We start from the raw sequence: 23,926 nt of genomic DNA on the forward strand, positions 1-23,926 counted from the left end.
GCCGGTGGGGCGGGCGGTAAACCGTAACGCCGCACACATCCGGGCCGCTCTATGACCGATGGGGTGGGCCGGCCGGTAGTAGCCTGACCTGCGGACCCCACCCGGGGAGGACGGCGAGGTGATCATGACAGTGCGTCGACGCGTGGCACGGCTGGCGACGGTCTGCGGTCTGGCAGGCGGTCTGGTGCTGCTCGGTGCGTCGCCGGCGCTGGCCGACGAGGACTCGGTCCGGGTGGGCGCGGCCAGCAGCTTCGCCGCTGGTGGTTCCGCACAGGGGGTGAACGTCGCGGTGCGCAAGCGCACCGACGGGTGCGTCCTGCTGCGTACCGCGCTGGGCTTCACGATGGAGGGTCTTCAGCCGAACCAGGTGAAGGTCCAGGTCAACGCGGGCGGGCGCTGGTTCCCGGTGGCCGTCAGCGGAGGCGGCGGCAACGTGTCGACCGCGCAGACGTCACCAGCGAAGCCGACGCTGTGCAAGGGCAAGGGCATCACGGTGCGCTACCGGGTGGCGTTCGCTGCGGGTACGCCGGGCGGCCGACTCGTGGTCACCGGTGCGGGCATCAGCGCGGCCGGCCAGACGTTGGGTCACGCCACCGACGCGGCGCGGCTGACCGGCGCGCGGGTCACCCCGTCGCCGACTCCGTCGCGGTCGACGAAGCCGACGCCCACCCCGAGCCCGTCCGAGGTCGCGACCGTCGACGAGGCGGTGAACCCGGCGGCGTTGTCCAGCGCGCCCAACACCAGGGCGACCGCCGCCGAATCGTCCGGAGGAGGTTCACCAGTGATGTTCATCGGCATTGTGTTGGTGGCAGTCGGACTACTGCTCATCGTGCTGCTGATCCGTCGCTCGCGGCAGGACCGGAAGCCGTCCGACGACGGGCCGGGCATCCTGCCGGGCAACCCCGGCGGCACCACCTACCGTGCCGGGGGTGGGTTGCCGGCCGCGCCCGGTCGCCCCGGTCAGGTGTACGGCCAGCAGCCGCCGGCCGCCGGTTGGGGTGCGGTGCCCGCACCGCGTCCCGCTACCGGCGGGGTCTACGGTGCCCGGCCGGAGACCCCTGCCGCGCCCCCGGAGGCGACGCAGCCGATGCCGGGCCGGCCCGACGGTCGTCCGTTGCCCGGTGACCCGCCCACCGACGGCGGCGGCCACACCGTGTTCATACCCCGGCTCCCCGGCTGAGCGGAGGACGACCCGCCCCCTCCGTTAGGCTCAGGATCGGTGTCTAACCTGCGGCCAAGGAGTGGAACACGTGTCTGATCTGTCCCAGATCGTGAAGGCGTACGACGTCCGCGGGACGGTGCCGGACCAGTGGGACGAGCGGGTCGCCGAGGCACTGGGAGCCGCGTTCACCCAACTGCTCAGCTCGACCGACGAGCCGGGCGACGCGGTCGTCGTCGGGTACGACATGCGGGGCACCTCGCCCGGCCTGGCCGCCGCCTTCGCCACCGGCGTACGCGCCGAGGGGCGCTCGGTGATCGAGATCGGTCTCGCCTCCACCGACCTGCTCTACTACGCGTCCGGCTCGCTCGACCTGCCCGGCGCGATGTTCACGGCCAGCCACAATCCCGCGCAGTACAACGGCATCAAGATGTGCCGCTCCGGTGCCCGCCCGATCGGCCAGGAGAGCGGTCTGGCCGAGATCCGGGACCGGGCCCAGGCCATGCTGGACTCGGGCGACGCCCGTTCCGCCGGTGCGCCGACCCGGCCCGCCGAGCGGCGCGACCTGCTCCCCGACTACGCCGGCTACCTGCGCAAGCTGGTCGACCTCTCGGGCATCCGCCCGTTGAAGGTGGTCGTCGACGCCGGCAACGGCATGGGTGGCTTCACCGTTCCGACGGTGCTGGGTGACGCGGCCCTGTCGCCGCTGCCGCTGGAGATCGTGCCGCTCTACTTCGAGCTGGACGGCACCTTCCCCAACCACGAGGCCAACCCACTGGACCCGGCGAACCTGGTCGACCTGCAGCGTGCGGTGGTCGAGCACGGGGCCGACGTCGGCCTGGCCTTCGACGGTGACGCCGACCGGTGTTTCGTGATCGACGAGCGCGGCGAGCCGGTCTCACCGTCGGCGATCACCGCACTCGTCGCCGCCCGGGAGTTGGCCAAGCACCCCGGTTCCACGGTGATCCACGGTCTGATCACCTCCAGCGCGGTCGCGGAGATCATCCGCGAGCATGGCGGGAAGCCGGTCGTCGCCCGGGTCGGGCACTCCTTCATCAAGGCGGAGATGGCCCGCACCAACGCCGTGTTCGGCGGGGAGCACTCCGCGCACTACTACTTCCGGGACTTCTGGTTCGCCGACACCGGGATGCTGGCGGCGATGCACACGCTGGCGGCGCTGGGCGAGCAGTCGTTGCCGCTGTCCGTGTTGGCCGGTGAGTACGAGCGCTACGTCGCCTCCGGTGAGATCAACTCGACGGTGGCCGACCAGGCGGCCGCGGTGGCCGAGGTGCGCGCCGCGTACCCCGACGCGGTGGCCGACGAGATGGACGGGCTCACTCTGCGTTTCCCCGACGGCGCCTGGTTCAACCTGCGCGCCTCCAACACGGAGCCGCTGCTGCGGCTCAACGTCGAGGCGCCGACCCGGGATCGGATGGTCTCGCTCCGGGACGACGTGCTCGGCCGCGTTCGCCGATAAGATCGCCTGCGCCGGTCGGCACCGCCGTCGGTGAAGCCGCACACGTGGAAGGAGCCGTGCCATGGCCCTGGATCCGCAGTTGCTCGAGATCCTTGCCTGTCCGGACACGCACCACGCCCCGCTCAGCTATGACGCCGAGGCGCAGACGTTGACCTGCACGGAGTGCGGTCGGATCTTCGAGGTCCGCGACGACGTGCCGGTGCTGCTGCTCGACGAGGCGCGCGGCGGCCCCGGGCAGCCCTCATGATCGACGGTACGGCCGGGGTCAGCGGGCGCCGCGACGCCGACGAGGCCCTGCTCGACAACGCGCAGGCGTTGGCCGAGGCCGACCCCGGCGGCATGCTCCGGCACACGGCGTCGGCCGGTGCGCAGGTTCGGGAGAGCGCCGCGCTGGCGGCCGAGGCGAACCTTGCCGTGCTCGCCGACGACGGGCGGCCCCGAGCCGTCGTGATCGCCGGCATCGGCACGGCGGGGCGTACCGGGGACGTGCTGGCCACTGTCGCCGGGCCCCGCTGCCCGGTCCCGATCATCGGGCACCGCTCCGCGGGCGTACCCGGCTGGGTGGGCGCTGCCGACGTGGTGATCGCGGTGAGCGCGTCCGGACGGAGCCCGGAGGCGCTCGGCGCCGCCGAGGCGGCCCACCGACGTGGCGCCCGACTCGTCGCCGTGGGTGCTCCGGACTCGCGGTTGCAGTCGATCGCCGAGCAGGCCCGGGCGCCGTTCATCCCGGTGCCCCGGCGTGCCCCGGCCCGGGCCAGCCTCTGGGCGCTCACCGTGCCCGTCCTGCTCGCCGCCCGTTCCCTCGGGCTGGTGAAGGTCAACGAGGCGGACCTGGCGGAGACCGCGGCCCGGCTCGACGCGGACGCGGACCGCTGCCGGTCCACCGCCGAGTCCTTCGTCAACCCGGCGAAGTCACTGGCGCTGGGTCTGGCCGGCTCGATCCCGATCGTGTGGGGTTCGTCCCCGCTGGCCACGGTGGCGGCCCGCCGGTTCGGCGACACCCTGTCGGCCAACGCCCGCTACCCGGTGGTCACCGGGGCGCTGGGTGAGGCCGGGCGGGGTCGCGTCGGGCTGCTCGACGGCGTCTTCGGCGGCCTGGCCGAGGGGGAGCGGGACATCTTCGCCGACCCGGCCGAGGACGACGGCGAGGGCACCCGGCTGCGGCTGGTGCTGCTGCGTGACGGCGGGCTCAACGCCGAGGACGACACCGACGAGCCGCTCGCCGTGGAGGAGCGCCGTGCGGACGCGGTGCAGACCCTCGCGGAGCGTCGTGGCGTGCGCTGCGACGTGGTGACCGCCGAGGGCGGTTCCGCCCTGGAGCGGCTGGCGTCGCTGATCGCCGTCCCGGATTTCGCCTCGATCTACCTTGCGCTGGCCCACGGGCTGGACCCGATGGCCGTTCCGGCGATCACCGAGATGAAGGAGCTGTCGAACCAGTGAACGAACGTAGGGGGCGGCGCGCCATGCGCGGACCGGTCGGCTTCGTGTGGCGAAGCGGAGCGGCGGCATGAGCGCCAACGGGGGGACGAAGGCGATCGTCGCCGCCCTGCTGGCCAACGTCGGCATCGCCGTCACCAAGTTCGTTGCGTTCCTGCTCTCCGGCTCGTCGTCGATGCTGGCCGAGGCGGTCCACTCGGTCGCCGACTCCGGCAACCAGGGCCTCCTGCTGCTCGGCGGCAAGCGGGCGAAGCGGGCGGCCACCCCGGAACACCCGTTCGGGTACGGCCGGGAGCGCTACATCTACGCGTTCATCGTGTCCATCGTGCTGTTCAGCATCGGTGGCCTGTTCGCGCTCTACGAGGCGTACCACAAGTGGCATCACAAGGGCGGCATCGAGTCCTGGCAGTGGTTGCCGGTGGCCGTGCTGGTGGCCGCGATCATCATGGAGTCGTTCTCGTTCCGGACCGCCATCAAGGAGTCCAACCACATCCGGGGCAACCAGTCCTGGGTGCGTTTCATCCGTCGCGCCAAGGCGCCGGAGCTGCCGGTGGTGCTGCTGGAGGACTTCGGCGCGCTGATCGGCCTGGTGTTCGCCCTGTTCGGCGTCACCATGACGCTGATCACCGGTAACGGCGAGTGGGATGCCGCCGGCACCGCGATGATCGGCATCCTGCTGGTCGTGATCGCGGTCGTGCTCGCCATCGAGACGAAGAGCCTGCTGCTCGGTGAGGGCGCCGAGGCGTCCGACGTGGCCGTCATCGAGCGGGCCGTCACCGACGGCCCCGAGGTGGAGCGGATCATCCACATGAAGACGCTCTACCTGGGCCCCGAAGAGCTGATGGTGGCCGCGAAGATCGCCGTGCCGAAGTGGGAGAGCGCCCACGACCTGGCGCGCGGCATCAACGCCGTGGAGGCGCGGATCCGGGCCGCGGTGCCGATCGCCCGGGTGATCTATCTGGAGCCGGACGTCTACAGCGTCGCTGCCGCGAAGGCCGGGACCGGTGCCGCCGCCGACACCGCCGTGCCGCAGCCACAGGACGCGTCGGGCGAGGCGGCCGGGCGGTCCGGGGGCTGACGGGTGGAGCCACTGTACGGGCCGATCCGGGACTACGCCTGGGGTTCGCGCTCGGCCATCGCTCTCCTCCAGGGGCGCTCGGTGCCGAGCGCGGGCCCGGAGGCGGAGCTGTGGCTGGGGGCGCACCCGGGCGCCCCGGCCCGCGTGGATCGCGCCGGTCTGCGGGTGAGCCTCTGTGATCTGGTGCGGGACGAGCCAGGCCAGTGGCTCGGTCAGCGGGTGTCCGAGCGGTTCGGCAGTCGGCTGCCGTTCCTTCTCAAGGTGCTCGCAGCCGACGCCCCGCTGAGCCTGCAGGCCCACCCGGACGCCGAGCAGGCGCGGGCCGGCTTCGCGGCGGAGTCGGGGCGTCCTGACGGGCAGCGCAACTACGTGGACCCGCACCACAAGCCGGAGTTGCTGGTCGCGCTCACCCCGTTCGAGGCGCTGTGCGGGTTCCGGGATCCGGCGGAGTCGGCCGAGGCGCTCGCCGCGTTCGGCGTACCGGCGTTGGCGCCGGTGGTCGCCGCGTTGCGGGCCGGGCCGGCGGGGCTGCGGACGGCGGTGCGGACGCTGCTCGGCTGGCCGGTCGCCCAGCGTCACGAGCTGCTGGCCGCCGTGGTGGCGGCTCCGGCCGACGGCCCGGACGCGGAGCTGGTCCGCCGGCTGGCCACGGCATACCCGGGGGATCCGGGCGCGCTGGTCGCGTTGCTGCTGCACCACGTGCGGCTGGTGGCGGGGGAGGGGATCTGGATGCCCGCCGGCAACCTGCACGCCTACCTGAGCGGCTGCGGAGTGGAGATCATGGCGGCCAGCGACAACGTGTTGCGCGGCGGCCTGACGCCGAAGCGGGTGGACGTCGACGAGCTGTTGCGGGTGTTGCGCTTCGAGGTGCTCGACGATCCGGTGCGGGCCCCGGAGACGGTCGGTCCGGGCGTGGACTGGTGGCCGGTCCCGGTGGACGATTTCGCGCTGCACCGGGTGCGGGTCGACGCGGCGGTGCCCTCGGTGTCGCTGCCGCTGCCGGGCCCCCGGGTGGTGCTCTGTGCTGGCGGCGCGATCACCGTGGACGACGGCGCCGGCGCGTTGACGCTGGTCTCCGGTGAGGCCGCGATCGGTACGGCGTCCGATGCGCCGCTGCGGATCGACGGTGCCGGTATGGCGTACGTGGCGACGTCCGGGCTGCGCTGACCCGCTCGCCGAGCAACGACACAAGTCCGACTTTCCCGGAATGGCTTGACGTCATCCTGGCTGAGTGTGACTCTATGAGTACGCAGCGTTATCGCGACGACGGTCCGAGAACGTGCGGGGGAAACCAAACCGGGGGGATGCACGGGGCGGGCGGGAGATGGCGGGAAGGTCCGTCCATCACCGACCGCCCCGTGCGCTGTCCGCGGACCGTGCCTGAGGCCCGTCGCCGACGCGCGTAAGGTGGAGGGTCGGCGCAGACATCGTTCGACAGGAGCTTTCATGACCAGCACCCTCCCGGCGTCCGCCAGCGGCACGCCGTCCGAGGCCCGGCCGAGCACGCTCGCGGACGGCGACTTCAAGGTGGCGGATCTGTCGCTCGCCGAGTTCGGGCGTAAAGAGATCCAACTCGCCGAGCACGAGATGCCCGGCCTGATGGCGATCCGTCGGGAGTTCGCCGAGGCGCAGCCGCTCGCCGGCGCGCGGATCACCGGCTCGCTGCACATGACCATCCAGACCGCCGTGCTGATCGAGACGCTGGTCGCGCTCGGCGCGCAGGTGCGCTGGGCGTCCTGCAACATCTTCTCCACCCAGGACCACGCCGCCGCGGCGATCGTCGTCGGCCCGAACGGCACCCCCGAGGCGCCCGCCGGGGTCCCGGTGTACGCCTGGAAGGGCGAGACCCTGCCGGAATACTGGTGGTGCACCGAGCAGGTGCTCGACTGGCCGGACGGGCAGGGCCCCAACATGATCCTCGACGACGGCGGCGACGCCACCCTGCTGGTGCACAAGGGCGCCGAGTTCGAGCGGGCCGGGGTGGTCCCGCCGGTCGAGTCCGCCGACTCCGAGGAGTACGCGGTCATCCTCGAACTGCTGCACCGCTCGCTCGGCGAGGACAACCAGCGCTGGACCCGGATCTCCACCGGTATCAAGGGCGTGACCGAGGAGACCACCACCGGCGTGCACCGGCTCTACGAGATGCACCGGGCGGGCACCCTGCTCTTCCCGGCCATCAACGTCAACGACTCGGTGACCAAGAGCAAGTTCGACAACAAGTACGGCTGCCGGCACTCGCTCATCGACGGCATCAACCGGGCCACCGACGTGCTGATCGGCGGCAAGATGGCCGTCGTCATGGGCTACGGCGACGTGGGCAAGGGCTGCGCCGAGTCGCTGCGCGGCCAGGGTGCCCGGGTCGTGGTGACCGAGGTGGACCCGATCTGCGCATTGCAGGCGGCGATGGACGGCTACCAGGTCGCCACCCTGGACGACGTGGTCGAGCAGGCCGACATCTTCATCACCGCCACCGGCTGCTTCGACGTCATCACCAACGAGCACATGGCCCGGATGAAGCACCAGGCCATCGTCGGCAACATCGGCCACTTCGACAACGAGATCGACATGGCCGGGCTGGCCAAGCGTTCCGACGTCGAGCGGATCAACATCAAGCCGCAGGTCGACCTGTGGCGCTTCGCCGACGGGCACGCCATCATCGTGCTCTCCGAGGGTCGCCTGCTGAACCTGGGCAACGCGACCGGGCACCCGAGCTTCGTCATGTCGAACTCGTTCGCCAACCAGACGATCGCCCAGATCGAGCTCTTCACCAAGACCGAGGAGTACCCGATCGGCGTCTACGTGCTGCCCAAGCACCTGGACGAGAAGGTGGCCCGGCTGCACCTCGGCGCGCTCGGCGCCAAGCTGAGCACGCTGACCAAGGAGCAGGCCGACTACCTCGGCGTCTCCCAGGAGGGTCCGTTCAAGCCGGACCACTACCGCTACTGATCGACACGTTCGAACCGGGTCGGCTGTTCGCAGCCGGCCCGGTTCGGCGTCTCCGCCGCCGGTCCCTCCGTTTCCGCGATCTTGCAGTTCCGGTTGGAGTTGCGCGGCTTTTGACACGGTATGCCGCAGCAGAAAGTGCAAGATCGCCGGGCTGGGCGGGCGGGGTGGGGTCAGTCGCTGCGGGTCGGGCGGAACCAGGTCCACAGGCACCAGGCCAGCCAGCCGAGCGAGACGAGGGTGGCCAGTGCCCGTAGGCGTAGTGCGCTGAGCAGCAGCACCACGGCCAGCACCGTCAACCACGGCAGGAGTCCCCTCACGGCGCGATCTTCGCACAATAAAGCTCGTTGCAGACAGGGTGAGCTTGTCGTGAACGACTTGACGGGGGCCCTGAGCAGGGAGGAAGGTATGCCTGCCCTAAGTAAGCAAAGGCGTGCCTAACTACTCGGAGCCTGGATGTTCGCCACCTATCTGATCGGCCTGCGGGAAGGGCTGGAAGCCACTCTGGTGGTCAGCATCCTGGTCGCCTTCCTGGTGAAGTCGCAGCGCCGGGACCGACTGCCGCAGGTCTGGGCGGGTGTCGGCCTGGCCGTGGCGCTCTCGGTGCTCTTCGGCTGGTTGATCGAATACACGTCGACCTCGCTGTTGTCCCGCTCCGGCGATCGTGAGTTGTTCGAAGCGATCACCTCCGTCGCCGCCGTGGTCTTCGTGACCTGGATGATCTTCTGGATGCGCCGGGCCGCCCGGACCATCGCCGGCGAGCTGCGGGGCAAGCTCACCGAGGCCCTGGCCGTCGGGTCCCTCGCCGTCGCCGGAATGGCCTTCCTCGCCGTGATCCGCGAGGGCCTGGAGACCGCGCTGATCTTCTACTCGGCGGCCCAGGGCGCGGCCGGCGACAGCGGGCCGCTGCTCGCGTTGATCGGCGGCATCGTCACCGCCGTGGTCATCGGCGTGCTGCTCTACGCCAGCGCGCTGCGCATCAACCTCAGCAAGTTCTTCACCTGGACCGGCGCGCTGCTGATCCTGGTTGCCGCCGGCATCCTCAAGTACGGCGTGCACGACTTCCAGGAGGCCGGCGTCCTTCCCGGCCTGAGCAACCTGGCCTTCGACATCACCGGCGTGCTCGACCCGAGCACCTGGTACGCGGCAGTGCTCGCCGGCATGTTCAACGTGACTCCCGCGCCCACCGTGCTGGAGACGATCGCCTGGGTCGGGTACGCCGTACCGGTGCTCCTGCTCTTCCTGCGACCGGCCCGGCGTAAGCCGGCACCCACCGTGACCACCACCACCGTCACCGGGCGCGGGGCCGACACCAGCGCCGAGGCCGAGGCGGCGTCCACGCCGCAGCGCGCCTGACCCACGAGGAGAGACAGCCCAGATGCGTACCACCCAGTTCTTCGCGCTGGCCGCCGCCGGTGTGCTGGCAACGGCCGGTCTGACCGCCTGCTCCGGCTCGGGCAAGGGCGACCAGGCCGGGGCCGTCGGCCCGATCGTGGTCAAGGCCAGCGACACCGCCTGTGAGGTCGGCACCACCGACCTGGGCGCCGGCACGGCCACCTTCAAGATCACCAACTCGGGCGCGAAGGTGACCGAGTTCTACGTGTACGCCGACGGCGACCGCGTCATGGGCGAGGTGGAGAACATCGCCCCCGGGCTGAGCCGCGAGCTGCACGTGGAGTTGCCGGCCGGGACGTACCAGACCGCCTGCAAGCCGGGGATGAGCGGCAAGGGCATCCGGGGCGCGCTCAAGGTCAGCGGGTCGGCGCAGCCGCTCACCGCCGACGCCGCGCTGGGTGACGCCACCGCCAACTACCAGCGCTACGTCAAGAGCCAGACCACTGCGCTGTTGGCCAAGACCGAGGAGTTCGTCGGCGCGGTCAAGGCCGGCGATGTCGCGAAGTCCAAGGCGCTCTACCCGGTCGCCCGCACCTACTGGGAGCGGATCGAGCCGGTTGCCGAGATCTTCGGTGACCTCGACCCCAAGATCGACGGCCGCGAGGAAGTCATCGAGGAGGGAATGGAGTTCACCGGCTTCCACCGGATCGAGAAGGACCTCTGGCAGTCCGGTGACATCAGCAAGGACGGCCCGATCGCCGACCGCCTGCTGGTCGACGTCAAGGAGATCGTGGCCAAGGCGAACGCCGAGAAGCTCTCCCCGCTCCAGCTCGCCAACGGTGCCAAGGAACTGCTCGACGAGGTCGCCAGCGGCAAGATCACTGGCGAGGAGGACCGCTACTCGCACACCGACCTCTGGGACTTCGCCGCCAACCTCGAAGGTTCCAAGGCGGCCGTGTCCGCCCTGCGTCCCGCGCTGCAGCAGCGCTCGCCAGAGCTGGTCACGCAGCTGGACACCGAGTTCGCCAACGTCGAAGGGCTGCTCGGCAAGCACCGCGACGGCGACGGGTGGAAGCTGCACACCGCGTTGAGCAAGGCCGAGCTCAAGGAGCTCTCCGACGGGATCAACGCGCTCGCGGAGCCGATCAGCAAGGTCGCCGCGGCCGTCGCGAAGTGACCACAACGCAGAAAGAGTCGAGTCGATGAGCGGAAGCAGGTTGACCCGGCGCCGGGCGATCACCCTGGCCGGCGCCGGGGTGGCCGGGGTCGCCGGGGTGGCGGCCGGCGCGGGCGCACTGCTGAACGGCTCCGGTGGCCCGGCCTCGGCGACCGACCACCCGGCCGGGGCGGTGCCGTTCCACGGTGAGCACCAGGCCGGCATCGTCACCCCGGCGCAGGACCGACTGCACTTCGTGGCCTTTGACGTGATCACCAAGGATCGGGCCCGGCTGGTCGAACTGCTCGAGGAGTGGTCGGCCGCCGCCGCCCGGATGACCGCGGGGCGCGACGCCGGGGTGCTGGGCGCGGTCGGCGGAATGCCGCAGGCCCCACCGGACGACACCGGTGAAGCGCTCGGCCTGCCTCCCTCGCAGCTCACCCTCACCATCGGCTTCGGGCCGACGCTGTTCCGCGACTCCGACGGCCGGGACCGCTTCGGCATCGCCGATCGGCGGCCCGCCGCCCTTGCCGAGCTGCCGAGGTTCCCCGGCGACGCGTTGCAGCCGCAGCTCTCCGGCGGCGACCTCTGCGTCCAGGCCTGTGCCAACGACCCGCAGGTGGCGGTGCACGCGATCCGCAACCTGGCCCGTCTCGGCATGGGCGTGGTGAGCGTCCGCTGGTCGCAGCTCGGCTTCGGCCGTACCTCGTCAACCTCCCGGGACCAGGCCACCGCGCGAAACCTCTTCGGGTTCAAGGACGGCACGGCCAACCTCAAGGCCGAGGACACCGACCTGCTGCGTGACCAGTTGTGGGTGCAGCCGGGCGACGGGCCGGCCTGGATGGCCGGCGGCTCGTACCTGGTCACCCGCAAGATTCGGATGCTGGTGGAGACCTGGGACCGGACCTCCCTGGCTGAGCAGGAGGAGATCGTCGGCCGGGCCAAGGGCAGCGGCGCGCCACTCGGTCGGAGCGACGAGTTCGACGAGCCCGACTTCGCCGCGCGCGGCGCGGACGGCAAGCCGGTGATCGCCGAGCACGCTCATGTCGCGTTGGCCCACCCGAGCCGGAACAGCGGTGCCCAACTGCTCCGCCGCGGTTACAACTTCGTCGACGGGTCGGACGGCCTCGGCCGGCTCGACGCGGGCCTCTTCTTCATCGCCTACCAGCGCGATCCACGCCGCCAGTTCGTGCCGATCCAGACCCAGTTGGCGCGGCACGACGTGATGAACGAGTATCTGCGACACGTCTCCAGCGGCGTGTTCGCCTGTCCGCCCGGGGTGCGCGACGGCGGGGATTACTGGGGGCGTGGGCTGTTCGGCTGACCGTCGTCCGGATGGCGACAATCGGATCGGCCCGGCCTGCGGTGGCGCCAGGCGCAGCCAAAGGGGGATCATGGTGGCAGCCTGACCACGGCCATCCGTGCGCCGGGCACCGCAGCACGTGGCGCCGCCGCCGCGGACCGCGGTCACCCGGTTTGCCGGCGGCGCGAAGCATGTACCGGCAGACGCCGGTCCCACCGAACTGAATGAGGATGCAATATTAATCCCATGAGAGCCCGCGTACTGGTGGTCGACGATGACCCCGCGCTCGCCGAGATGCTCGGAATTGTGCTGCGCAGTGAGGGTTTCCTACCCTCGTTTGTGGCGGACGGCGAGCGGGCGTTGGCCGCTTTTCGCGACAGTCGTCCCGATATCGTGCTGCTTGACCTGATGCTTCCCGGCATGAGCGGTATCGACGTCGCCCGGTCGATCCGCGCGGAGTCCGGCGTGCCCATCGTCATGCTGACCGCCAAGAGCGACACCGTGGACGTCGTGCTCGGCCTGGAGTCCGGTGCCGACGACTACGTGGTCAAGCCGTTCAAGCCCAAGGAGTTGGTGGCCCGGATGCGGGCCCGTCTGCGCCGAGGCGAGGACGTGGCCCCCGAGATGCTCACCATCGGGCCGCCCGACAACCAGATCACCATCGACGTGCCCGCGCACACCGTGAGCCGCAACGACGAGGAGGTGAAGCTGACTCCGCTGGAGTTCGACCTGCTTGTCGCGCTCGCCCGCAAGCCTCGTCAGGTCTTCACCCGTGAGGTGCTGCTCGAGCAGGTCTGGGGCTACCGGCACGCGGCGGACACCCGTCTGGTCAACGTGCACGTCCAGCGGCTGCGGGCCAAGATCGAGCCGGACCCGGAGCGGCCGGAAATCATCCTCACCGTGCGGGGCGTGGGTTACAAGGCGGGGACCGGATAGCCTGGTCGCACTGTGTCAACCTCGCCGCCGCCACCCTCCCCGAGTACGGCGCCCCGCCGGCCCAGCGCCGCCGGGGAGCTCTGGCGTGCGGTGAGTGTCCGGGTCGCGGGCGTGCTGGGCCGGGCGCACCAGACCTGGCGCCGCTCGCTCCAGGTCCGGGTGGTGACCATCACGCTCGTCGCGTCCAGCCTGCTGGTCGGCGGCTTCGCGTTCCTCATCGCTGACAAGATCACCACCATCCTGCTCGACAGCGCGCGCAGCGACGTCCGGCAGCGGGTGACCAGCGGTGCCAGCTACGCGGCCAAGCAGGTCTCCTTCTACGGGCAGCCGCAGGAGGCGCAGCTTCAGGAGACCATCGACGGCACCGTCAACTACCTGGCCGGCGGCGACCCTCAGCAGACCAGCGGGGTGGTGGTGGCGATCACCGCCGACGACTACCCCAACGACATCCAGACCCGCACCTCCCCGTCGGCGAACGTCCAGCCGCTGATCAGCCCCGAGCTGCGCGCCGCGATCGCCGACGGCAAGGTGGCCAGCCAGATCCGCACCGGGCGACTCACCGGCGAGACCACCAAATACCTGGTCTACGGCTCGCCGGTGCCGACCCGCTTCGGCCAGATCGAGCTCTACTATCTGGTCCCGCTGGGCCGGCAGGACGTCACCGCCGCCGACGCCCGAGCCACAGTGGTGGCCACCGGCGTCGCCCTGGTGATCCTGCTCGGCCTGCTCGCGGCGCTGGTCACCCGGCTGGTGGTCAACCCGGTCCGGGTCGCCGCCCGCACCGCCCAGCGGCTCTCCGCGGGCCTGCTCGACCAGCGGATGGTGGTCAACGGCGAGGACGACCTGGCGCTGCTCGCCGCGTCGTTCAACCAGATGGCCACCAACCTGCAACGGCAGATCCTGCGCCTGGAAGAGATGTCCCGGTTGCAGCGCCGCTTCACCTCCGACGTCTCCCACGAGCTGCGGACCCCGCTGACCACGGTCCGGATGGCCGCTGACCTGATCTTCGCCGAGCGCGACGAGTTCGACCCGGCGGTCGCCCGCAGCGCCGAACTGCTCCAGGCCGAGCTGGACCGATTCGAGGAACTGCTCACCGACCTCTTGGAGATCAGTCGGTTCGACGCGGGTTTCGCCATGCTGGATTCCGAGCCGACCGACCTGGTGCCGGTGGTGCACCGGGTGGTCGACCGGCTGGCCGGGCTGGCCGAGCGGGTGGGCGTACCGATCGAACTCGACCTGCCGGGCACGCCGGTGATCGCCGAGGTCGACCCGCGCCGGGTCGAACGGGTGTTGCGCAACCTGGTCGGTAACGCTGTCGAGCACGGTGAGGCCCGTCCGGTGCTGATCACCCTCGGCATCGACGAGACCGCCGTGGCGATCACCGTCCGGGACCACGGTGTGGGGCTGAAGGTGGGCGAGGAGAAGTTGGTGTTCAACCGGTTCTGGCGGGCGGACCCGTCCCGGGCCCGGCAGACCGGGGGCACCGGGCTCGGCCTGTCGATCAGCCTGGAGGACGCTCGGCTGCACGGCGGCTGGCTGGAGGCGTGGGGCGCTCCCGGGCAGGGCGCGCAGTTCCGGCTCACCCTGCCGGCCCGGGCGGGCGACCGGCTGACCACCTCGCCGCTGCGGCTGGTGCCGGCCGACGCGACGCTGCCGTTCGGCGGCCCCCGCACCGGCAGCCCTCGCGACGGCAGCCCCCGTGACGGCGGCCAACTTGCCATCGGTCCCGGCACCGGCGGGGCACTGGCGATCGGTCCGGCTCCGGCCGGCGACGGGCAGCGGACGGAGGTGCACTCGTGAGACGGCCGACCCTGCTCGGGACCTTCGGCGTGATGGTGCTGCTGGGCGCCGGCTGCGGCATCCCGGCGGCCTCCGACGTGCGGGTGGACGGCAAGGGCGGTGCCGCGACCGAGGCCGGTGTGATCAGTCGGGGCAGTGAGCCACCGACGCGGACCGCCAGCGGCACCGTCCAAGAGATGTTCGTCCGCAACTTCCTGTCCGCAGCCGCCGGCGAGCCGGATCGGGCGTACGAGCGGGTCAAGGCGTTCGTCGCCCCGGAGGACAAGAGCCGCCTGCAGGACAAGAAGGGCAGCGAGGTCGCGCTGAACGTGGTCCGGCCGGGCGAGGCGGTCTACACCCTCAACAGAGACTTGACCACGACCGTGAAGATCGCAGTGCAGCAGGTTGGTGTGCTGCGGGCCAACGGCACCCTGGCTCCGCCGGTGGCGACCGAGACGGAGTACGAGTTCGGCCTGCGCAGCGCGTCGTTCGACGGCGGCGTCGACGACGATCGCGCCGGTCTGTACGTCATCAACCCGCCGAACGTGCTGCTGCTCAGCGACACCGCCCTCCGACAGTATTACCAGGACGAGACGATCTACTTCTGGAACTCCGACCGCACCCGCCTGGTGCCTGACCAGCGCTACCGACCGCTGGCGGTGCCGGTCGAGCGGCGGGTCAACGAGGTGGTGAAGTGGCTGGTCGGCGGTCCCTCCGACTGGCTGCGCCCGGGTGTCGTCGGGCTGCCGGACCGCACCGAGCTGATCAACAATGCCACCGGTGGGAACGGTCGGTGGGAGGTCAACCTGGACATGCCCAGCGACGACCAGAACGGCATCGACCAGTTGATCACCCAGATCGCCTGGTCGTTGGGTGACCTGCCCGGCCAGCTGGAGTTGAAGATCCGCAACAACGCGCAACCGGTGGTGGACCTGGCCGAGCGCCGGAACTCCCAGGCGCTCTACCCGCACGCCGCCAGCCCCCTGCGTTTCGGGGTGTACGACGGCGCGATCCACCCGCTCGACTTCGAAGGCGAGCCCAGCGGCACCGTGCCGCTGGCGCCCGAGGTCAACCGCAACGTCGTCTCGGCCAGCCTCGGGTTCGCCAAGGACCGGCGGATCCTCGCCGCGATGGTGGTCACCGGCAGCAAGAACCGCTACGGGCTCGCTGTGGGCACGGGCGTCGAGCCGGTCTCCGTGCTCAGCCGCAGCAGCACCGAGTACTCCTCGATCAGCCGGCCGGTCTGGCTGCGGATGGTCGACTCCCGCCCCGGCCGTGGCCTGGTGGTGGCCGACGGGAAGCTCTACCGGTTCGACGAGACGGCGCGGATGTATCAGATGCCGCTCAACCTGCCCACCGCCGAGGTCACGGCGGTGGCTGCCGCGTTGGACGGCCAGCGGGTGGCGCTGATCGCCGGCGGCCGCCTCTACGTCGCCGCTGTCAACCTCGACGGCGGCGGGGTCTCCATCGGTCCGCCCCGAGAGCTGATCACCTCGCTGACCAACCCGACGGCGGTCGACTGGGGCAGGGAGGACCAGTTGGTGGTGGCCGGGTCGGTCGGCCAGCCGGCGATCTACGAGATCAGCGTCGACGGCGCCCTGGAGACGCCGTTGCGGACCGACCTCGGTGCCAAGGTCAACCACCTGACCGCGTACCCGAGCAACCGCGGCGTGCGGGCGCCCAGCGGTGCCTACATGTACGAGGTGAACGGGGTGGCCTACCGCAGTAGCCCGTTCGAACGCATCGAGCCCAAGCAGGTACGCGGCATCGCCCCGGTGCCGGCCGGCGTGCGGCCGAGCAACCCGTCGGCCCCGTTCTTCCTCTACTGACCCCGTGCGCGGGCTCTGGGCGGACCTCGCCGATCTGGTGCTGCCCGCCGACTGCGCCGGTTGTCGCGAGCGCCGCCCCGGCCTGCGGCACGGGGTCTGCCCCGCCTGCGTCGCCGCGCTGAGCCAGTTGCGGCCACGGGCGGTGCGCCCCACCCCCGCCCCACCGGGCCTGCCGTCCTGCGTCGCACTCGGCTCGTACGCGGGTCCGCTGCGGGAGGCTCTGCTGGCGTACAAGGAACACGGCCGACACGGCCTGGCCCGCCCGCTCGGCGCGCTGCTCGCCGAAGTCGTCGCGGCGGCCGTCGGCGAGCCTCGTCCGCTGGCGTTGGTTCCGGTCCCGGACACCGCGGCGGCGGCCCGGTCCCGTTACGGAGACCACCTCGACCGGTTGGCCCGGCACTGTGCGGCCCGGCTCAACCGGGGCGGTTGGGCGGCGCGGGTGCACCGTCCGCTGCGGGCGCTGCCCCGGCCCGACTCGGTCACCCTGGACAGCGCCGGGCGGGCGGCGGCGGCCGGGGCGGCCTTCCAGCCTCGCTCGACCGGGCCGTTGCGGGGTGGTGCCGCGGGCCCGGCGCCGGTCGTGGTGCTGCTCGACGACATCGTCACCACCGGGGTGACCCTCGCCGCCGCGAGCGGAGTGCTGAGCGCGACGGGATGGGCGCCCACCGTCGCCGCAGTGCTCGCGGCGACCGAAAAAAGACACCAGTCGTAACCGATCGTGTTTCCGTTTCACCCGTTGGTGTATGAGCTGCGAAAAATTCTGGGCCGTCTCGGCAACATGGGGTGACTGCCGGGCAAACAGGAGTTAGCGTTTCGCTGTCGGGGGTAGGAGGTCGTTCCAACCGCCCCCGGCGGTGAGAGGAGGCGTAGCCGTACAACCGGTCGACGCCAGCGGGTCTCCCCACGGCGCGCGGCCGGGTAACCGGATCGAAGACCGTCCGAACAAGGGAGGTCACGTGGACATCGTGGTCAAGGGCCGTAACGTCGAAGTTCCCGATCATTACCGGGTGCACGTAGCCGAGAAACTCGCGAAGATCGAACGCTACGACCACAAACTTATTCGCGTCGATGTCGAGCTGTTTCACGAGCGCAATCCGCGCCAAGCCGACCACTGCCAGCGGGTGGAGATCACCTGCGTTTCCCGGGGTCCGGTGATTCGCGCCGAGGCCTGCACGAACGACTTCTACAGCGCGCTCGATGCCGCCATCGCGAAGCTCGACACCCGGCTACGCCGCGCAGCCGACCGCCGCCGCGTACACCGGGGCCGGCACGCACCGATCTCCGTCGCCGAGGCCACCGCGGGCCTGCCGGTCGCCGACCTGGTCTCCACCGCGCCGAGCGACGGCGCCCGCGCCGGCACGGCCGTCGCGGAGCGGGTCGAGGAGGAGTACGACGACCAGCAGCCGTGGCACATTGCCCGGGAGAAGGTGCACCCGGCGGAGCCGATGACCATCGACGACGCGTTGTTCGAGATGGAACTGGTCGGCCACGACTTCTACCTTTTCCAGGACAAGGAGTCCGGCCGTCCCAGCGTCGTCTACCGGCGGCACGCCTACGACTACGGGATCATCTCCCTCGCCACCTGACCCACCCCTCTCGTTCGACCGGGGAGTTGTGGCGGGACGCCCCCCCACAACTCCCTGCCGCCGTTCTCAGCGCAGGTCGGTGGAGAGCAGCGCGAACGTCAGATCGTCCAGGCGGGTGCCGTCCAGGCCGGGCAGCCGGCCACGCTGGAGCCCCTCCCGCTGGAAGCCGACCCGCTCCAGCACCCGGTGTGAGGCGACGTTTCCCGGCACCGTGCCCGCGACCAGCCGGGTGACACCCGCCGAGCCGAACGCCCACGCGGCGAGCAGTCGGACAGCGCGGGTCGCGTACCCCCGGCCCCGCCACTCGGGAAGCAGCGCGTAACCGACCGAGCCCTCGCCGCTGGCCGCATCCGTGATCGACATCCCGCAACTGCCCGCCGGCGCGCCGCTGGCCACGTCGACGATCAGCAGGCGGGCGATGACACCGGTGAGCCAGGCGCTCTCCGCCAGCAGGCAGCGCCGTTGCGTCGCCTCGGACGTCGGTGGCACCGGCGGGGCCTGGTTGGCGACGACCTCCGGTCGGCTGTGCAGCCGGTGCATCAGCTCCGCGTCGTCCGGCGCGAGCCGGCGCACTGTCACGACACCGTCGGTGAGCAGCCCGCCGGGCAGATCGGGCAGCAGGCGGGCGGTCGGGCCGGGCGGGTCGTCGGCGAGGCGTACCCAGGCCAGCAGATCGTGCCGGTCCCCGTTCCGGCCGGATCCGGCCGACCGGCGCGAGCCCTCGTAGCGGTAGCCGGCGGCCAGCGCGACCCGCTGGCTCGACGCGTTTTCCGGCTCGGTGAGCAGCTCCAGGCGGGCGGTGCCGGCGGCGAACGCGTGGTCGCTCAGCGCGCGGGTCGCGGCGGTGGCGACGCCGCGTCCGCGCGCCGCCGGCCGCACCCAGTAGCCGATCTCGGCCTGACCCCGGGCGGACACCGGGTTGTTCAACCCCACCGCGCCGAGCAGCCGGTCGGTGGCCGGGTCGGCGATGGCGTACGCGGCGCCGCCGCCGGTCCAGGCCGCCGGAGCGCCCACCTCGATCCACCAGCGGGCGTCGACATCGGTGTACGGGGCTGGCAGGTTCGACACGAACCGCTGGCTGACCGGGTCGGCGCAGCCGTCGACCACGTCGGCGGCGTCGTCGGCGCGGAACGGCCGCAGCCGCACCCCGTACGCCTCGATGACCTCCTGCTCGGTCACGCGAGATCCTCGGCGAGCAGCGCGGCGATCCAGACGTCGGCCCGTTCGCCCCGGTGCGGTACGGCACCCCGGGCGGTCCCCTCGAACGAGAAGCCCGCCTTCTCCGCCACCCGACGGGAGGCGTCGTTGCCGACGTTCGCCTTCCACTCGATCCGGGCCAGACCCAGCGCGGTGAAACCCCAGGCGCTCAGCGCGAGCAGCGCGGCCGTCATGTAGCCGCGACCACGGGCGTCGGGCGCGGTCATGAACCCGACGTCGGCCAGCAGCGGGTCGGCCGGGGAGAGCCGCAGGTCGATGGTGCCCGCGTAGCTGTCGTCCGGGTCGGCGATCACGAAGCAGGCGGCGTCGCCCCGGGCCCACAGCGCCTGGCAGTGCTCCTGGTACCACAGTGCGTCGGCGTGGTCGTACGGGTCCGGCACCGTGGTCCAGCGGATCGATTCCGGGTCCCGGCAGGTCCGCACCACGGCGTCCAGGTCCCGCTCCTCCATGGGCCGTAGCCGCAGCTCGCCCGCCCCGGTGGTGGCGAACAGAACGGGCTGCGGGCGGCCGAAGACGGCGGCCCGGCGGGCGGCGAGGGTGCCCGGCTGGGCCGGACCGGCAGACCCGGCGGCGGGCACCTCGCCAGGCAGCAGCGAACCGATCCAGCCGTCCGCCATACCCTTCAGCGCCGGGTTGGCCAGCCGCAACCGGCCATCGACCCGGAAACCGGCCCGCAGGGCCACCAGCCGGGAGGCGTGGTTGCCCACCTCGGCCTGCCAGATGAGCCGACGCAGCCCGACGGTGTCGAAGGACCAGCGGGCCACCGCCCGGGTGGCCCGGACCATCACGCCCCGACCACGCGCCCAGGGAGCCGTCCAGTAGCCGACCTCACCGGTGCCGTCCTTGTCGATGGAGATCAGGCCGTTGGCGCCCAGCAGCTCACCGGTGCCCGGGTCGCAGACCGCGAACGGTGCCCCGGTGCCCTCGGCCCAGGACTTCCGGCTCATCTCGGTGACAAATCCGTGCGCGTGTTCCGGCCGGTATGGGCGCGGTACGGTGGTCCAGCGCTGAATGTCCGGGTCCTGGCAGGCTCGGTGCACGGCTTCGGCATCCGCCTCTCGCCAGGGCCGCAGCAGCACGCCGTCCTCGATGATCTCCACGGGCTCCACTCGTGCATCCTGCCGCAGCGTTCGCCGACGGCGTAACCGGATAACGTTTGGAGCGTGCACAGGGCGCGAGTTATGTCGGGTTCTGCGGGGCCGAGCACCGCCACCAGTGACCATCGCGCCGATGGAGCGCCTACGATGGTTCGAGACTGTCTAGGGGAGCGTTGATCCGTGTCGATTCTGGAAAAGGTCCTTAACGCGGGCGAGGGCCGCATGGTGCGCCGGCTCAAGGCCATCGCCGCCGCCGTCAGCTCGATCGAGGACGACTACGTCAACCTCACCGACGAGGAACTGGCCGGCATGACCGAACAGTTCCGGGAGCGGCTCGACGAGGGGGAAACCCTCGATGACCTGCTGCCGGAGGCGTTCGCGGTGGCCCGCGAGGCGGCCGCCAGGGTGCTGGGCCAGCGCCCGTACGACGTCCAGGTGATGGGCGGCGCGGCGCTGCACTTCGGCAACATCGCCGAGATGAAGACCGGTGAGGGTAAGACGCTGACCTCGGTCATGGCCGTCTACCTCAACGCGCTCTCCGGCAAGGGCGTCCACGTCATCACGGTCAACGACTACCTCGCCCAGCGTGACGCGGCGTGGATGGGCCGGGTGCACGAGTTCCTCGGGCTGACCGTCGGCGTGGTGCTGCCCAACCGGCCGGCCAGCGAGCACAAGGCCGCCTACGAGTGCGACATCACCTACGGCACCAACAACGAGTTCGGCTTCGACTACCTGCGCGACAACATGGCGTGGTCGAAGGACGAGCTGGTGCAGCGCGGGCACAACTTCGCGGTGGTCGACGAGGTCGACTCGATCCTGATCGACGAGGCCCGCACCCCGCTGATCATCTCGGGCCCGGCCGAGCACTCCGCCCGCTGGTACGGCGAGTTCGCCGGCGTGGTGGCCCGGCTCCAGCCCGGCACCGACGGCGAGGGCGACTACGAGGTCGACCACTCCAAGCGCACCATCGCGGTGACCGAGCGGGGCGTCGCCAAGGTCGAGGACCGGCTCGGCATCGACAACCTGTACGAGTCGGTGAACACCCCGCTGGTCGGCTACCTCAACAACGCCATCAAGGCCAAGGAGCTCTACAAGCGCGACAAGGACTACATCGTCAGCGACGGTGAGGTCCTGATCGTCGACGAGTTCACCGGTCGCATCCTGCACGGCCGTCGCTACAACGAGGGCATGCACCAGGCGATCGAGGCCAAGGAGGGGGTGGAGATCAAGCAGGAGAACCAGACCCTGGCCACCATCACCCTCCAGAACTACTTCCGCCTCTACGAGAAGCTGTCCGGAATGACCGGTACGGCCCAGACCGAGGCGAGCGAGTTCAACAAGGTCTACAAGGTCGGCGTCGTGACGATCCCGACCCACCGCCCGATGGTTCGCGAAGACCGGCCGGACGTCATCTACAAGACGGAAAAGGCCAAGTTCAACGCCGTCATCGAGGACATCGCCGAGCGGCACCAGATGGGCCAACCGGTGCTCGTCGGCACCGTCTCGGTGGAAAACTCCGAGATCCTCTCCCAGCTCCTGCGCCGCCGGGGCATCCCGCACAACGTGCTGAACGCCAAGTTCCACGCGCGGGAGGCCGAGATCGTCGCCCAGGCAGGGCGTAAGGGCGCTGTCACCGTCGCGACCAACATGGCCGGTCGCGGCACCGACATCCTGCTCGGCGGCAACGCCGAGTTCCTCGCCGCCAACGAGCTGCGCCAGCGCGGCCTCGACCCGCTGGAGAACGAGGAAGAGTACGCCAAGGCGATGGAGGAGGTCCTTCCCAAGTGGAAGCAGGCCTGCGACGCCGAGGCGGAGGAGGTCGCCGCCGCCGGTGGCCTCTACGTGCTGGGCACCGAACGGCACGAGTCCCGCCGGATCGACAACCAGCTGCGCGGTCGCGCCGGCCGGCAGGGCGACCCGGGCGAGTCCCGTTTCTACCTGTCGCTGCAGGACGAGCTGATGCGGCGCTTCCGGGCCGGGGCCGTCGAGGCGGTGATGGAGCGCTTCAACATCCCGGAGGACGTGCCCATCGAGTCGAAGATGGTCACCCGGCAGATCAAGAGCGCCCAGGCCCAGATCGAGGGCCAGAACGCCGAGATCCGCAAGAACGTGCTCAAGTACGATGAGGTGCTCAACAAGCAGCGCCAGGTCGTCTACGCCGAGCGGCTCCGGGTGCTCAACGGTGAAGACCTCTCCGACCAGGTCCGCAACATGATCGACGACACCGTCGAGGCGTACGTGCGGGGTGCCACCTCCGAGGGCTACGGCGAAGACTGGGACCTTGAGCAGCTCTGGTCCAGCCTCAAGCAGCTCTACCCGGTCGGCGTGACGATCGAGGAGCTGGAGGAGGAGACCGGCGGCTCTCGGGCCGGCATGGACGCCGACTTCCTGGTCGCCCGCCTCAAGGACGACGCCAACGCCGCGTACGACCGGCGTGAGGAGCAGCTCGGCACCGAGGGCGTTCGCCAACTCGAGCGGATGGTGCTGCTCCAGGTCATCGACCGCAAGTGGCGCGAGCACCTCTACGAGATGGACTACCTCCAGGAGGGCATCAACCTCCGCGCGTACGCCCAGCGTGACCCGGTGGTGGAATACCAGCGCGAGGGCTTCGACATGTTCGCCACGATGATGGAGGGCATCAAGGAGGAGACCGTCGGTTTCCTCTACAACATCGAGGTCCAGGTCACCGAACCGGAGCCGGAGGCGGGGGCCGACGAGGTCACGCTGCTCGACAAGCCGGTCGAGATCCGGGCCAAGGGCCTCAACCAGGCACCGCGGCGGCAGGGCCTGCAATACTCCGCGCCCACCATCGACGGTGAGGCCAGCCCCGGTGCGGTCGCCGTGGAGCAAGCCGAGCAGCAGGCTCCGGCGCTCGGTGTTGGCCGACCGGCTCCGGGTGCCCCGGCGGCACCGGGGCAGAGCGCGCCATCCGCTCCGCAGCGGCCGGCATCCGGGCTGCGTGGCCCGGCTGTTCCGTCGGCTGCCGCCCGTCGGACTGCGCCCAACCAGGCCGAGGCGAGCAACGGCCCGTCCCGCAACGCGCCGTGCCCCTGTGGCTCGGGCCGCAAGTACAAGCGCTGCCACGGCGCCCCCAACGGCGGCAACTGACCGACAGCGTCCGCACCGACAGTTCCTGGCCGACGGGTCCCGGCCGACCAGGCCGGGGCCCGTCGGTGTCTGCCAGCAATGCCGGCCCGACAAACCACCTGCCTGGGCGGCCCTCCTCGGGTTACGCGTACCCGCACACCGTGATCACCTCGCCTTTCAGAAAACCGGGCCATCACCGACAGCCGGACAACCCGACTTCCTGAAACCGGAGTGGATCACCCGATTTCAGGCCTGGCCCTGGCCCTGGCCCTGGCCCTGCCTGGCCCTGGCCCTGGCCCTGCCTGGCCCTGGCCCTGGCCCTGCCTGGCCCTGGCCCTGGCCCTGCCTGGCCCTGGCCCTGGCCCTGCCTGGCCCTGGCCCTGGCCCTGCCTGGCCCTGCCTGGCCCTGCCTGGCCCTGCCTGGCCCTGCCTGGCCCTGCCTGGCCCTGCCTGGCCCTGCCTGGCCCTGCCTGGCCCTGCCTGGCCCTGCCTGGCCCTGCCTGGCC

At 71.1% G+C, this 23,926-nt stretch carries 19 protein-coding genes; 16 read left to right on the forward strand and 3 right to left on the reverse strand.

Annotated features, from left to right (window positions below):
- Positions 1–124: 124 nt before the first annotated feature.
- The 7 genes from QCZ28_RS31250 to ahcY all read left to right on the forward strand — a co-directional run bounded on the left by QCZ28_RS31250 (position 125) and on the right by ahcY (position 8,097).
- Entirely contained in the window at positions 125–1,180 is a 1,056-nt protein-coding gene (locus QCZ28_RS31250; RefSeq protein ID WP_279519976.1) for a hypothetical protein, read from the forward strand.
- A gap of 70 nt (positions 1,181–1,250) precedes the next feature.
- The gene (locus QCZ28_RS31255; RefSeq protein WP_279519961.1) at positions 1,251–2,636 is read left to right on the forward strand and encodes a phosphomannomutase/phosphoglucomutase; all 1,386 of its coding nucleotides are present in this window, start codon (positions 1,251–1,253) and stop codon (positions 2,634–2,636) included.
- Positions 2,637–2,697: 61 nt separating this feature from the next.
- The gene (locus tag QCZ28_RS31260; protein WP_030331539.1) at positions 2,698–2,883 is read left to right on the forward strand and encodes a Trm112 family protein; all 186 of its coding nucleotides are present in this window, start codon (positions 2,698–2,700) and stop codon (positions 2,881–2,883) included.
- On the forward strand, positions 2,880–4,076 hold the full coding sequence (locus QCZ28_RS31265) for an SIS domain-containing protein (RefSeq protein WP_279519962.1): 1,197 nt from the start codon (positions 2,880–2,882) through the stop codon (positions 4,074–4,076). Before QCZ28_RS31260 ends, QCZ28_RS31265 begins: the two co-directional genes overlap by 4 nt.
- 67 nt (positions 4,077–4,143) lie before the next feature.
- Positions 4,144–5,151 (forward strand): cation diffusion facilitator family transporter, encoded by a 1,008-nt coding sequence (locus QCZ28_RS31270; protein WP_279519963.1) that lies wholly within the window; start codon positions 4,144–4,146, stop codon positions 5,149–5,151.
- A gap of 3 nt (positions 5,152–5,154) precedes the next feature.
- Positions 5,155–6,318: a mannose-6-phosphate isomerase, class I gene (gene manA / locus QCZ28_RS31275; protein ID WP_279519964.1), complete on the forward strand. Its 1,164-nt coding sequence runs from the start codon at positions 5,155–5,157 to the stop codon at positions 6,316–6,318.
- Between the two features lie 279 nt (positions 6,319–6,597).
- On the forward strand, positions 6,598–8,097 hold the full coding sequence (gene ahcY, locus QCZ28_RS31280; protein WP_279519965.1) for an adenosylhomocysteinase: 1,500 nt from the start codon (positions 6,598–6,600) through the stop codon (positions 8,095–8,097).
- A gap of 170 nt (positions 8,098–8,267) precedes the next feature.
- Here ahcY and QCZ28_RS31285 read toward each other — a convergent pair whose 3' ends face one another.
- Positions 8,268–8,414 (reverse strand): hypothetical protein, encoded by a 147-nt coding sequence (locus tag QCZ28_RS31285; protein WP_279519966.1) that lies wholly within the window; start codon positions 8,412–8,414, stop codon positions 8,268–8,270.
- Positions 8,415–8,550: 136 nt separating this feature from the next.
- On the opposite strand from QCZ28_RS31285, the gene efeU reads away from it, so the two are divergent.
- The 8 genes from efeU to raiA all read left to right on the forward strand — a co-directional run bounded on the left by efeU (position 8,551) and on the right by raiA (position 18,018).
- Positions 8,551–9,450: an iron uptake transporter permease EfeU gene (efeU, locus tag QCZ28_RS31290; RefSeq protein ID WP_279519967.1), complete on the forward strand. Its 900-nt coding sequence runs from the start codon at positions 8,551–8,553 to the stop codon at positions 9,448–9,450.
- Between the two features lie 22 nt (positions 9,451–9,472).
- Positions 9,473–10,606 (forward strand): iron uptake system protein EfeO, encoded by a 1,134-nt coding sequence (gene efeO / locus QCZ28_RS31295; protein ID WP_279519968.1) that lies wholly within the window; start codon positions 9,473–9,475, stop codon positions 10,604–10,606.
- Positions 10,607–10,631: 25 nt separating this feature from the next.
- Positions 10,632–11,909 carry an iron uptake transporter deferrochelatase/peroxidase subunit gene (gene efeB, locus QCZ28_RS31300; protein ID WP_279519969.1) on the forward strand — a complete coding sequence of 426 codons (1,278 nt, stop codon included), beginning with the start codon at positions 10,632–10,634 and terminating at the stop codon, positions 11,907–11,909.
- Between the two features lie 225 nt (positions 11,910–12,134).
- Entirely contained in the window at positions 12,135–12,824 is a 690-nt protein-coding gene (mtrA, locus tag QCZ28_RS31305) for an MtrAB system response regulator MtrA (RefSeq protein ID WP_030331519.1), read from the forward strand.
- Positions 12,825–12,836: 12 nt separating this feature from the next.
- Positions 12,837–14,624, forward strand: coding sequence for an MtrAB system histidine kinase MtrB (gene mtrB, locus QCZ28_RS31310; protein WP_279519970.1), 1,788 nt, complete (start codon positions 12,837–12,839; stop codon positions 14,622–14,624).
- A 32-nt stretch (positions 14,625–14,656) separates the two neighbouring features.
- Entirely contained in the window at positions 14,657–16,432 is a 1,776-nt protein-coding gene (locus tag QCZ28_RS31315; protein ID WP_279519977.1) for an LpqB family beta-propeller domain-containing protein, read from the forward strand.
- Positions 16,433–16,436: 4 nt separating this feature from the next.
- Positions 16,437–17,144 carry a ComF family protein gene (locus QCZ28_RS31320; RefSeq protein WP_279519971.1) on the forward strand — a complete coding sequence of 236 codons (708 nt, stop codon included), beginning with the start codon at positions 16,437–16,439 and terminating at the stop codon, positions 17,142–17,144.
- A 244-nt stretch (positions 17,145–17,388) separates the two neighbouring features.
- Positions 17,389–18,018 (forward strand): ribosome-associated translation inhibitor RaiA, encoded by a 630-nt coding sequence (gene raiA, locus QCZ28_RS31325; RefSeq protein ID WP_030331512.1) that lies wholly within the window; start codon positions 17,389–17,391, stop codon positions 18,016–18,018.
- Between the two features lie 66 nt (positions 18,019–18,084).
- Here raiA and QCZ28_RS31330 read toward each other — a convergent pair whose 3' ends face one another.
- On the reverse strand, positions 18,085–19,197 hold the full coding sequence (locus tag QCZ28_RS31330) for a GNAT family N-acetyltransferase (protein ID WP_279519972.1): 1,113 nt from the start codon (positions 19,195–19,197) through the stop codon (positions 18,085–18,087).
- Positions 19,194–20,345: a GNAT family N-acetyltransferase gene (locus tag QCZ28_RS31335; protein ID WP_279519973.1), complete on the reverse strand. Its 1,152-nt coding sequence runs from the start codon at positions 20,343–20,345 to the stop codon at positions 19,194–19,196. The genes QCZ28_RS31330 and QCZ28_RS31335 overlap by 4 nt, the downstream gene beginning before the upstream one ends.
- A 168-nt stretch (positions 20,346–20,513) precedes the next feature.
- Here QCZ28_RS31335 and secA point away from each other — a divergent pair, with 168 nt between their 5' ends.
- Positions 20,514–23,441 (forward strand): preprotein translocase subunit SecA, encoded by a 2,928-nt coding sequence (gene secA, locus QCZ28_RS31340; protein ID WP_279519974.1) that lies wholly within the window; start codon positions 20,514–20,516, stop codon positions 23,439–23,441.
- The last annotated feature ends 485 nt before the right edge of the window (positions 23,442–23,926 follow it).

This window comes from Micromonospora sp. DH14, assembly GCF_029809455.1.
GTDB lineage: Bacteria > Actinomycetota > Actinomycetes > Mycobacteriales > Micromonosporaceae > Micromonospora > Micromonospora parva.